10 protein-coding genes are annotated in these 12130 nt (G+C 63.9%); all 10 read left to right on the top strand.

All coding sequences use genetic code 11. The features are described 5' to 3' along the window. Nucleotides 1–147 precede the first annotated feature (147 nt). On the top strand, nucleotides 148–1242 hold the full coding sequence (locus tag AC1TXO_RS25920; protein WP_486404355.1) for a polyamine ABC transporter substrate-binding protein: 1095 nt from the start codon (nucleotides 148–150) through the stop codon (nucleotides 1240–1242). A gap of 69 nt (nucleotides 1243–1311) precedes the next feature. After that, the gene (gene potA / locus AC1TXO_RS25915; RefSeq protein WP_486404354.1) at nucleotides 1312–2454 is read left to right on the top strand and encodes a polyamine ABC transporter ATP-binding protein; all 1143 of its coding nucleotides are present in this window, start codon (nucleotides 1312–1314) and stop codon (nucleotides 2452–2454) included. Next, nucleotides 2451–3371, top strand: a complete 921-nt coding sequence (locus tag AC1TXO_RS25910; protein ID WP_486404353.1) for an ABC transporter permease subunit — start codon at nucleotides 2451–2453, stop codon at nucleotides 3369–3371. Before potA ends, AC1TXO_RS25910 begins: the two co-directional genes overlap by 4 nt. Further along, nucleotides 3368–4261, top strand: a complete 894-nt coding sequence (locus AC1TXO_RS25905; RefSeq protein ID WP_486404352.1) for an ABC transporter permease subunit — start codon at nucleotides 3368–3370, stop codon at nucleotides 4259–4261. Before AC1TXO_RS25910 ends, AC1TXO_RS25905 begins: the two co-directional genes overlap by 4 nt. A gap of 218 nt (nucleotides 4262–4479) precedes the next feature. Next, nucleotides 4480–5568 (top strand): efflux RND transporter periplasmic adaptor subunit, encoded by a 1089-nt coding sequence (locus AC1TXO_RS25900; protein WP_486404351.1) that lies wholly within the window; start codon nucleotides 4480–4482, stop codon nucleotides 5566–5568. After that, nucleotides 5565–6632, top strand: coding sequence for an efflux RND transporter periplasmic adaptor subunit (locus tag AC1TXO_RS25895; RefSeq protein WP_486404350.1), 1068 nt, complete (start codon nucleotides 5565–5567; stop codon nucleotides 6630–6632). The genes AC1TXO_RS25900 and AC1TXO_RS25895 overlap by 4 nt, the downstream gene beginning before the upstream one ends. Continuing rightward, nucleotides 6629–9679, top strand: coding sequence for an efflux RND transporter permease subunit (locus AC1TXO_RS25890; protein ID WP_486404349.1), 3051 nt, complete (start codon nucleotides 6629–6631; stop codon nucleotides 9677–9679). Before AC1TXO_RS25895 ends, AC1TXO_RS25890 begins: the two co-directional genes overlap by 4 nt. Nucleotides 9680–9908: 229 nt before the next feature. Beyond that, nucleotides 9909–10091: a sulfur starvation response protein OscA gene (gene oscA, locus AC1TXO_RS25885; protein WP_016489716.1), complete on the top strand. Its 183-nt coding sequence runs from the start codon at nucleotides 9909–9911 to the stop codon at nucleotides 10089–10091. 46 nt (nucleotides 10092–10137) lie between these two features. Continuing rightward, nucleotides 10138–11145, top strand: coding sequence for a sulfate ABC transporter substrate-binding protein (locus tag AC1TXO_RS25880; RefSeq protein WP_486404348.1), 1008 nt, complete (start codon nucleotides 10138–10140; stop codon nucleotides 11143–11145). Nucleotides 11146–11300: 155 nt separating this feature from the next. Then, entirely contained in the window at nucleotides 11301–12119 is an 819-nt protein-coding gene (cysT, locus tag AC1TXO_RS25875; RefSeq protein ID WP_186665492.1) for a sulfate ABC transporter permease subunit CysT, read from the top strand. Nucleotides 12120–12130 lie beyond the last annotated feature (11 nt).

Here is a 12130-nt window from a genome sequence, read left to right as displayed (position 1 = left end):
CTCTGGGCCGGGCTTTTCCGGCCCAGGGGGCATAAACCTCGATTGTTGATTGCGACATCCCAGCCACGCAGGTAAGTTGCGCGCCGGTTTTGCGTGTACGGCTGCTCCAAGCCGCCACCGAAGGCTCTGATTGTGAGGACCAACCACTTGTCTATTTCTGTATTGCGCAAGGCCATGATGGCCGGAGCAGGTCTGACGCTGGCCTGCAGCGTTCAAGCGGCGCCCACGGTGCACTTCTACAACTGGTCCGACTACGTCGGCCCGACCACCCTCGCGGACTTCGAGAAAGAGACGGGCATCAAGCCCGTGCAGGACGTCTTCGATTCCAACGAAACCCTGGAAGGCAAGCTGCTGGCCGGCAATACCGGCTATGACGTGGTGGTGCCGTCCAACCATTTCCTCGGCAAGCAGATCAAGGCGGGCGCGTTCCAGAAGCTCGACAGGAGCCTGCTGCCCAATTATTCCAACCTGGACCCGGCGCTGATGAAGCGCCTGGAAAAGAACGATCCGGGTAACCAGTACGCCGTCCCCTACCTGTGGGGCACCAACGGCATCGGCTACAACGTCGACAAGGTCAAGGCCGCGCTGGGCGTGGACAAGATCGACTCCTGGGCGGTGCTGTTCGAGCCCGAGAACATGAAGAAGCTCTCCAAGTGCGGTGTGGCCTTCCTCGACTCGGCGGACGAAATGCTCCCGGCGGTGCTCAACTACATGGGGCTCGATCCCAACAGCACCGACCCCAAGGACTACGCCAAGGCCGAGAAGAAGCTGCTGGCGGTACGCCCGTACGTGACCTACTTCCATTCCTCCAAGTACATCACCGACCTGGCCAACGGCGACATCTGCGTCGCGGCAGGTTTCTCCGGTGATGTGTTCCAGGCCAAGGCCCGCGCTGAAGAAGCCAAGAAGGGTGTGAACCTGGCCTACGCCATTCCCAAGGAAGGCGGCAACCTCTGGTTCGACGTGCTGGCGATCCCCAAGGACGCCAAGAACGTGAAAGAGGCCCACGCCTTCATCAACTATTTGCTGAAGCCTGAGGTTATCGCCCAGGTCAGTGATTATGTCGGTTATGCCAACCCCAACCCCAAGGCTGGCGACCTGATGGACCAGGCTGTGAGAACTGACGCCGCGGTTTACCCACCGCAGGAAGTGCTGGACAAGATGTTCGTCAACGCGGAGTTGCCCCCCAAGGTGCAACGTCTGATGACCCGCAGCTGGACCAAGGTCAAGTCGGGCAAGTAAAAATCCAGACCCGACGCGGCCCTGCACACAGGCCGCCCGGGCACAAAAATCTTGTTGGGAGTTTCACTCATGGCAGTTGCCTCCGGTGCCTATAAGAAAGCCCTCGAGGGTGACCAGCAGCCCAAGCAGGTGCTGGTCAAGATCGAGCGGGTCACGAAGAAGTTCGACGAAACCATCGCCGTGGACGATGTGTCCCTGGAGATCCGCAAGGGCGAGATTTTCGCCCTGCTGGGCGGCTCCGGCTCCGGCAAGTCCACCTTGCTGCGGATGCTCGCAGGCTTCGAGCGTCCGACCGAAGGGCGGATCTTGCTCGATGGTGTCGACATCACCGACATGCCGCCCTACGAGCGGCCGATCAACATGATGTTCCAATCCTACGCGCTGTTCCCGCACATGACCGTGGCGCAGAACATCGCCTTCGGCCTGCAGCAGGACAAGATGCCCAAGGCCGACATCGAAGCCCGCGTGGCCGAGATGCTCAAGCTGGTGCACATGACCCAGTACGCCAAGCGCAAGCCGCACCAGCTCTCCGGTGGCCAGCGCCAGCGGGTGGCCCTGGCCCGCTCGCTGGCCAAGCGTCCGAAGCTGCTGCTGCTCGACGAGCCGATGGGTGCACTGGACAAGAAACTGCGCTCGCAGATGCAGCTGGAGCTGGTCGAGATCATCGAGCGGGTCGGCGTGACCTGCGTGATGGTGACCCACGACCAGGAAGAGGCCATGACCATGGCCCAGCGCATCGCCATCATGCACCTGGGCTGGATCGCCCAGATCGGCTCGCCTGTGGATATCTACGAGACGCCCACCAGCCGCCTGGTGTGCGAGTTCATCGGCAACGTCAACCTGTTCGAAGGTGAAGTGATCGACGACGCCGAAGGCCACGCGCTGATCGCCTCGCCGGAGCTGGAGCGCAAGATCTACGTCGGCCACGGGGTCACCACCTCGGTGGAAGACAAGAGCATCACCTATGCGCTGCGTCCCGAAAAGCTGCTGGTCACCACCAAGCAGCCCGAGTTCGAGCACAACTGGTCGCGCGGCAAGGTCCACGACATCGCCTACCTGGGCGGTCACTCGGTGTTCTACGTCGAGCTGCCCAGCGGCAAGATCGTCCAGTCGTTCGTCGCCAACGCCGAGCGCCAGGGCGCGCGCCCGACCTGGGGCGATGAAGTCTACGTGTGGTGGGAAGACGACAGCGGCGTGGTGCTGCGCTCATGAAACCGCGAAAGCTCAAACGAGCCCTCCAGCGCATCACCCCCGAGGGACGCCATCTGGTGATCGGCGTGCCGTTCATCTGGCTGTTCCTGTTCTTCATGCTGCCGTTCTTCATCGTGCTGAAGATCAGCTTCGCCGAAGCCGACGTGGCGATCCCGCCGTATACGGAGATCTACACCTACGTCGAAGACAAGATCCAGCTGGTGCTGAACCTGGCCAACTACGGCCTGCTCACCGAGGATGACCTGTACATCTCGGCCTATCTCGGCTCGCTCAAGGTCGCCTTCTTCAGCACCCTGCTGTGCCTGCTGATCGGCTACCCGATGGCCTATGCCATCTCCAAGGCCGAGAAGTCGCTGCAGACCGTCCTGCTGCTGCTGATCATGATGCCGACCTGGACCGCGATCCTGATCCGCGTCTATGCCTGGATGGGTATCCTCAGCAACAACGGGCTGCTCAACAGCTTCCTGCTGTGGACCGGGCTGATCGACCAGCCGCTGCAGATCCTCAACACCAACCTGGCGGTGTACATCGGCGTGGTCTACTCGTACCTGCCGTTCATGATCCTGCCGCTGTACGCCAACCTGGTGAAGCATGACCAGAGCCTGCTGGAAGCTGCGAGCGACCTGGGATCGAGCACCTTCAACAGCTTCTGGAAGATCACCGTGCCGCTGTCGAAGAACGGCATCATCGCCGGCTGCATGCTGGTGTTCATCCCGGTGGTGGGCGAGTTCGTGATCCCTGAACTGCTCGGTGGCCCGGAAACCCTGATGATCGGTAAAGTGCTGTGGCAGGAATTCTTCAACAACCGTGACTGGCCGGTGGCGTCCGCGCTGGCGGTGGTGATGCTGGCGATCCTGATCGTCCCGATCCTGCTGTTCAACCGCAGCCAGGCCAAAGAGATGGAGGGCAGGGCATGAAGCGCTTCGGTTTCTCCAAGCTGATGCTGGTGCTCGGCTTACTGTTCATCTACCTGCCGATGCTGATCCTGGTGATCTACTCGTTCAACGCCTCGAAGCTGGTGACGGTGTGGGGCGGCTGGTCGGTGAAGTGGTACGTCGGCCTGCTCGACAACACCCAGCTGATGGGTTCGGTGATGCGCTCGCTGGAGATCGCCTGCTACACGGCGGTGGCGGCGGTGGCGCTGGGCACCCTGGCGGCGTTCGTGCTGACCCGGGTCACCCGCTTCAAGGGCCGCACGCTGTTCGGTGGCCTGGTCACCGCGCCGCTGGTCATGCCCGAGGTGATCACCGGTCTGTCGCTGTTGCTGCTGTTCGTGGCCATGGCGCAGATGATCGGCTGGCCGCAGGAGCGCGGTATCGTCACCATCTGGATCGCCCACACCACCTTCTGCGCAGCCTATGTGGCGGTGGTGGTGTCGGCGCGCCTGCGCGAGCTGGACCTGTCGATCGAGGAAGCGGCGATGGACCTGGGCGCCAAGCCGTGGAAGGTGTTCTTCCTGATCACCATCCCGATGATCGCGCCGTCGCTGGCAGCGGGCGGCATGATGTCGTTCGCCCTGTCTCTGGATGACCTGGTCCTGGCCAGCTTCGTGTCCGGTCCGGGCTCGACCACCTTGCCGATGGAAGTGTTCTCGGCCGTGCGCCTGGGCGTGAAGCCCGAGATCAACGCCGTGGCCAGCCTGATCCTGCTGTCGGTCTCGCTGGTGACCTTCATGGTCTGGTACTTCAGCCGCCGCGCCGAAGAGCGCCGCCGCCGGGCGATCCAGCAAGCCATCGAGGAAGGTGCTGCAGCGAACGTCGGCCAGCCGCAGGTGCGGCGTCCGGCGCAGGCTGCTGCGTCGGCCTGACCGGCCTTTTCGCGGGCAAGTCGGAGCGCCGAACCGCCGCCCCCACAGGAATGGTGCAATGTGCACTGGACCTGTAGGGGCGGCGGTTCGGCGCTCCGACTTGCCCGCGAACGCTTCACCCCCGATTCAGAGCCAACCCCCCTGTGCCGTTTATTGAACCCTGAACTACGCTGACAGTCGCATCCCACGAATCATTTGCGCGCAAGCAAGGAGCCCGCATGACGTGCACGCGTCCGCTGTTGGTCGTTTGCCTGGGGTTGCTGACCCTGCTTTCAGGCTGCAAGGAAAAGGCTGCCAGCCCCGAACTGCCACGGGTGGGGGTCGCACGGGTTGAGTCCACCGACTTCGCCGCCAATGTCACCCTGACCGGCGACGTACAGGCGCGGGTGCAGACCGACCTGTCGTTCCGTGTGGGCGGCAAGATCATCGCCCGCAACGTCGATGTGGGCGACCACGTCAAGGCCAACCAGGTACTCGCCCGCCTGGACCCCAAGGACCTGCAGAACAACGTCGACTCGGCCAAGGCCGCGGTGTTCGCCGAACAGGCAAGGGTCACCCAGACCCGTGCGGCGTTCGTGCGCCAGCAGAAACTGCTGCCCAAGGGCTACACCAGCCAGAGCGAGTACGACTCGGCCGAAGCTGCCCTGCGCAGCAGCCAGAGCGCGCTCAAGGCGGCCCAGGCACAGCTGGCCAATGCCCGCGAGCAATTGGGCTACACCGACCTGGTATCCGAGGCGGACGGGGTGATCACCGCGCGCCAGGCCGAGGTCGGGCAGGTGGTGCAGGCGACCATGCCGATCTTCAGCCTGGCCACCGACGGCGATCGCGATGCCGTATTCAATGTCTATGAATCGCTGCTGGTGTCGCCCCCCAGCGACGAAGGCGTGATCGTCCAGCTTGTGGATAACCCCAAGGTGCAGGCCGAAGGCCGGGTCCGCGAGATCACCCCCACGGTGTCCGCCGAGAGCGGCACGGTGCAGGTCAAGGTGGCGTTGCGCAACGTGCCGCCGGCCATGCAGCTCGGTTCACCGGTGACCGCCACTGCACGTGCCCAGGGGAGGCCCAGTATCGAACTGCCGTGGTCGGCCCTGACCAAGGCGCTGCACACCCCCGCGGTGTGGGTGGTCGGCGAAGGTGACAAGGTCGAACTGCGCGAGGTGCAGGTCGCGCGTTATCTCACCGGGCGCGTCGTGGTCAGTGATGGCGTCAAGGGTGGTGAAACCGTGGTGGTCAGCGGTGGCCAGTTGCTGCATCCGGGGATGCAGGTCGAGAAGGTCGATGCCACGACCCCGGAGGGACAGCCATGAAACCGGTATTGATCCTGGCGGGCGCGCTGGCGTTGCTGGTCGGCTGCCAAAGCGATGAAGACACGCCTGAGCCGGTGCGCCCGGTGTTGTCGGTAGTGGTCGAGCCGCAGTTGCAGAACCAGCTCGGACGCTTCGCCGGCAGCATCCAGGCGCGCTACGAAAGCACGCTGGGCTTTCGTGTCTCCGGGCGCATTGCCCGCCGCTGGGTCGATGTCGGTGCCCAGGTCAAGGCGGGCGATACCCTGGCGACCCTCGACCCCACCGACCAGCAGAACCAGTTGCGCGCCGCCGAGGGCGACCTGGCACGGGTCCAGGCGCAGTGGATCAACGCCCAGGCCAATGCCCGGCGCCAGCAGCAGCTCTACGACCGTGGCGTTGGCGCCCAGGCCCAGCTGGACATCGCCCAGACCGACCTGAAGACCACCGGTGCCTCGCTCGAGCAGGCCCGCTCGTCGGTCAGCCAGGCACGCGACCAGCTCGGCTACAGCACGCTCAAGGCCGACCATGGCGCCGTGGTCACGGCCTGGCGCGCCGAAGCCGGGCAGACGGTCAGTGCCGGCCAGGAAGTGGTCACGCTGGCGCGCCCGGACGTCAAGGAAGCGGTGATCGACCTGCCGATCCAGGTCGCCGAGCAGTTGACCCCGTCGCTGGTGTTCACCGTGGCATCGCAACTGGAGCCGGCCATCAGCACCACCGCCACGCTGCGCGAGCTCGAGCCGCAGGCCGATGCCACCACCCGCACCCGACGTGCGCGGCTGAGCCTGGCCAGTACCCCGCAGGTGTTCCACCTCGGCACCGCCATCAGCGTCACGCTCAGCTCGGCGATCGCGCCGCGCACCGAGCTGCCAGCCACCGCACTGCTGGAGCGAGACGGCAAGACCCAGGTCTGGGTGGTCGATCCACAGCACAAGACCGTGGCCACCCGTGAGGTCACACTCGTGGAGCGCAGCGAACGGCGCGTCGTACTGGGCGCCGGTGTGCAGCCGGGCGAACGGGTGGTGACGGCGGGTGTGAACAGCCTGAAGCAGGGCCAGCAGGTCAAACTCGACGAGGACGGACGATGAAAGGAAGCTTCAACCTGTCGGACTGGGCCCTCAAGCACCAGTCCTTCGTGTGGTACCTGATGTTCGTCGCCTTGCTGATGGGCGTGTTCTCCTACATGAACCTGGGCCGCGAAGAAGACCCGTCCTTCACCATCAAGACCATGGTGATCCAGACTCGCTGGCCCGGCGCGACCCAGGATGAAACCCTGTACCAGGTGACCGACCGGATCGAGAAGAAGCTCGAGGAGCTGGACTCGCTCGACTACGTAAAGAGCTACACCCGGCCCGGCGAGTCGACGGTTTTCGTCTATCTGCGCGATACCACCCAGGCCGAGGATATCCCGCAGATCTGGTACCAGGTGCGCAAGAAGATCCAGGACATCCGCGGTGAGTTCCCCCAGGGCCTGCAAGGGCCGGGATTCAACGACGAGTTCGGTGATGTGTTCGGCTCGATCTACGCCTTCACCACCGATGGCCTGGACCTGCGCCAGTTGCGCGATTACGTCGAGCAGGTGCGCGCCGAGGTGCGCGAGGTGCCGAATATCGGCAAGGTCGAAACCATCGGCGTGCAGGACGAAGTGCTGTACCTGAACTTCTCCACCCGCAAGCTGGCGGCGCTGGGCATCGACCAGCGCCAGGTGATGCAGGCGCTGCAATCGCAGAATGCGGTGACCCCGGCCGGGGTGATCGAAGCCGGACCTGAGCGCATCTCGGTGCGCACCACCGGCCAGTTCGCCTCGGAGAAGGACCTGCAGGTGGTCAACTTGAGGATCAACGACCGCTTCTTCCGCCTGGCCGACATCGCCGATATCGAGCGCGGTTTCCAGGACCCGCCCGCCCCCATGTTCCGCTACAACGGCCAGTCGGCCATCGGCCTGGCGATTGGCATGAAGAAGGGGGGCAACATCCAGGAGTTCGGCAAGGCACTGCGCGACAAGATGGACAGCATCACCGCCGAGCTGCCGGTAGGGGTGGGCGTGCACACCGTGTCGAACCAGGCCGTGGTGGTCGAGGACGCCGTGGGCGGCTTCACCAGTGCGCTGTTCGAAGCGGTGATCATCGTGCTGGTGGTCAGTTTCATCAGCCTGGGCATACGCGCAGGCCTGGTGGTGGCCTGTTCGATCCCGCTGGTGCTGGCGATGGTGTTCGTGTTCATGGAGTACAGCGGAATCACCATGCAGCGTATCTCGCTGGGCGCATTGATCATCGCCCTGGGCCTGCTGGTCGATGATGCGATGATCACCGTGGAGATGATGGTCACGCGCCTGGAGATGGGCGAGAGCAAGCATGACGCGGCGACCTACGCCTATACCTCGACGGCGTTCCCCATGCTCACCGGCACCCTGGTCACCGTTGCCGGCTTCGTGCCCATCGGCCTGAATGCCAGCTCTGCGGGCGAGTACACCTTCACCCTGTTCGCGGTGATCGCGGTGGCGCTGCTGGTGTCGTGGGTGGTGGCGGTGTTCTTCGCGCCGGTGCTGGGCGTGCATATCCTCAGCAGCAAGGTCAAACCCCATGATGAGGAACCCGGACGCATCGGCCGCGCCTTCGAAGGCGGCCTGTTGTGGTGCATGCGCCACCGCTGGCTGACCATCGTCGGCACCGTGGTGCTGTTCGCCCTGGCGCTGTTGAGCATGCGTTTCGTGCAGAACCAGTTCTTCCCGTCGTCGGATCGCCCGGAAATCCTGCTGGAACTGAACCTGCCGCAGAACGCGTCGATCCAGGAAACCCGCCGCGCGGTCGATCGCCTCGAAGCCACCCTCAAGGACGATCCGGACATCGACCACTGGAGCACCTACATCGGTCAGGGCGCAGTGCGTTTCTACCTGCCGCTCGACCAGCAGCTGCAGAACCCGTACTACGCGCAGCTGGTCATCGTCAGCAAGGGGCTGGAGCAGCGCAACACGCTGATTCCGAAGCTGCAGGAGCGGCTGCGCAAGGATTTCGTCGGCATCGGCACCAATGTGCAATCGCTGGAGATGGGCCCGCCGGTGGGGCGCCCGATCCAGTATCGGGTCAGCGGCAAGGATATCGACCAGGTGCGCAAGCACGCCATCGACCTGGCGACCCTGCTCGACCAGAACCCCAACATCGGCGAGATGATGTACGACTGGAACGAGCCCGGCAAAGTCCTGCGGGTCGAGATCGCCCAGGACAAGGCGCGCCAGCTGGGCCTGTCGTCCGAAGACGTCGCCAACGTGATGAACAGCATCGTCACCGGTGCGCCGGTGACCCAGGTCAACGACCAGATCTACCTGGTGGACGTGGTCGCGCGCGCCAAGGACAGTGAGCGCGGCTCGCCCGATACCCTGCAGGACCTGCAGATCGTCAGCCCCAGCGGTACCTCGATCCCCTTGCTGTCGTTCGCCACGGTGCGCTACGAACTCGAGCAGCCGTTGGTATGGCGGCGTGACCGCAAGCCGACGATCACCATCAAGGCGTCGGTCAACGGCGAGATCCAGCCCACCGACCTGGTGGCTCAGCTCAAACCGAAGATCGAAGAGTTCGCCGCCTCGCTGCCGGCCGGTTACGAGGTAGCCACCGGCGGCACCGTGGAGGAGAGCGGCAAGGCGCAGGGTCCGATCGCCAAGGTGATTCCGCTGATGCTGTTCCTGATGGCGACTTTCCTGATGATCCAGCTGCACAGCGTGCAGAAGCTGTTCCTGGTGGTCAGCGTGGCGCCGCTGGGGCTGATCGGCGTGGTGCTGGCGCTGGTGCCGACCGGCACGCCGATGGGCTTCGTGGCGATTCTCGGGATACTCGCGCTGATCGGTATCATCATCCGCAACTCGGTGATCCTGGTGACCCAGATCGACGCGTTCGAGGCCCAGGGCTATTCGCCCTGGGACGCGGTAGTGGAGGCGACCAACCACCGGCGCAGGCCGATCCTGCTCACGGCGGCTGCAGCCAGCCTGGGGATGATCCCCATTGCCCGTGAGGTGTTCTGGGGGCCGATGGCCTACGCCATGATCGGCGGGATCATCAGTGCAACGCTGCTGACCTTGCTGTTCCTGCCGGCGCTGTACGTGGCCTGGTACAAGATCCACGAGCCGAAGGCGCAGAACTGAAGCCTCGCCCCCTGTAAAAGCGGGCTTGCCCGCGAATGCAACAGTGGCCGCACCACCGCATTCGCCGGCAAGCCCGCTCCCACATGCATCTGCTGACCTGCTCGGTAATTCGGTTATATAAACATTCTTAAACAGTATTTTTAAGAATATCCCGCCCTCTCTAAGATTGCCCTCAAGCCAGGCGCAATCCCCATACCCTGCCCGGCACCCAACTCAATGGAGAACGAGCATGAGTGCATCTCTGCGTAGCATCGACGGTCAGGACGAAGCCACCATCCTGCGTGAGATCCAGAGCGCCCTGCGCGACCTGCGCTTTGGCGCCGTGGAGATCACCGTGCACAACGCTCAGGTCGTGCAGATCGAGCGCAAGGAGAAATTCCGCCTGCAGCAGCCCGGCAACAAGTCCGGCTGATACCGAACACAACCAACTAGAAAAAATGCCAATCGGGAGCTTCACCATGTCCATCCGCCGTTATGCGCTCGCCGTCCTGGCCAGTGCCGTTTTTGCCGGCTCCGCCGTCGCCAAGGACTACGAACTGCTCAACGTGTCCTACGACCCGACCCGTGAGCTGTACCAGCAGTACAACGCCGAGTTCATCAAGCACTGGCAGCAGACGCACCCGGACGACAAGGTGAAGATCCAGCAATCCCACGGCGGCTCCGGCAAGCAGGGCCGTGCAGTGATCGACGGCCTGCGCGCCGACGTGGTGACCCTGGCCCTGGCCGGCGACATCGACGAGATCGCCAAGCTCGGCAAGACCCTGCCGGAGAACTGGCAGACCCGCCTGCCCGACGCCAGCACCCCCTACACCTCGACCATCGTGTTCCTGGTGCGCAAGGGCAACCCCAAAGGCATCAAGGACTGGGGCGATCTGGTCAAGAAGGACGTCTCGGTCATCACCCCGAACCCGAAAACCTCCGGCGGCGCCCGCTGGAACTTCCTCGCGGCCTGGGCCTACGGCCTGAAATCCGGTGGCAGCGAAGCCAAGGCCAAAGAGTACGTGCAGGAGCTGTTCAAGCACGTACCTGTACTGGACACCGGCGCGCGCGGCTCGACCATCACCTTCGTCAACAACGGCCAGGGCGATGTCCTGCTGGCCTGGGAAAACGAAGCCTTCCTGGCGCTGAAGGAAGACGGCGGCAGCGACAAGTTCGAGATCGTCGTGCCTTCGCTGTCGATCCTGGCCGAGCCGCCTGTGGCAGTGGTCGACAAGAACGCCGAGAAGAAAGGCAACACCGAGATCGCCACCGAATACCTGAAACACCTGTACAGCCCTGCCGGGCAGAAGATCGCTGCGGAAAACTTCTATCGTCCGCGTGACGAGAAAGTCGCCGCCGAATTCGCCAAGCAGTTCCCGAAACTTGACCTGGTGACTATCGACAAGGACTTCGGTGGCTGGAAGACTGCGCAGCCGAAGTTCTTCAACGACGGCGGTGTGTTCGACCAGATCTACCAGGCGCAGTAAGGCCCGAGGACAGCGCGGGCCGCTCCTGCAGGGGAACGCGATCCCTGCAGGAGCGGCCTTGCGCCGCGAATGGGCTGCGCAGCAGCCCCAGGATTCAAAAGTCTGCACCGGCCCGGGATCTGTTCCGGGCCAAGTGCGTTCAACCAGGGATATTTATGTCACGTCGCATCTCCCCCGTCATACCCGGCTTCGGGCTGACGCTGGGCTACACCTTGGTGTACCTCAGCCTGATCGTGCTGATACCGCTGGCGGCCATGTTCATTCATGCCTCGCAGCTGACCTGGGAGCAGTTCTGGAACATCATCAGTGCACCGCGGGTCATCGCGGCGCTCAAGCTGAGTTTCGGTACCGCCCTGTTCGCCGCCATCATCAATGGCGTGATCGGCACCCTGCTGGCCTGGGTGCTGGTGCGCTACACCTTCCCCGGCCGCAAGATCATCGATGCGATGATCGATCTGCCGTTCGCCCTGCCCACCGCCGTTGCCGGTATCGCCCTGACTGCCCTGTACGCGCCTGCGGGCTGGGTCGGCCAGTTCGCCACCGACCTGGGCTTCAAGATCGCCTACACGCCGCTGGGCATCACCCTGGCGCTGACCTTCGTCACCTTGCCGTTCGTGGTGCGTACGGTGCAGCCGGTGTTGGCGGATATCCCGCGTGAGGTCGAGGAAGCTGCGGCCTGCCTGGGCGCCAAGCCGTTGCAGGTGTTCCGCCATGTGCTGGCGCCGGCACTGCTGCCAGCCTGGCTGACCGGCTTTGCCCTGGCCTTCGCCCGGGGCGTGGGCGAGTACGGTTCGGTGATCTTCATCGCCGGCAACATGCCGATGAAGACCGAGATCCTGCCGTTGCTGATCATGGTCAAGCTCGACCAATACGACTACACCGGCGCCACGGCCATCGGCGTCTTGATGCTGGTGGTTTCCTTCATCCTGCTGCTGCTGATCAACCTGCTTCAGCGGCGCATCGAAACCCCTTGAAGGAGGCCAGG

The sequence above is a fragment of the Pseudomonas sp. FA117 genome (genome assembly GCF_057370475.1).
Note: the sequence above shows the minus strand (reverse complement) of the source record. Positions and strands in the feature narration are given on the sequence as shown.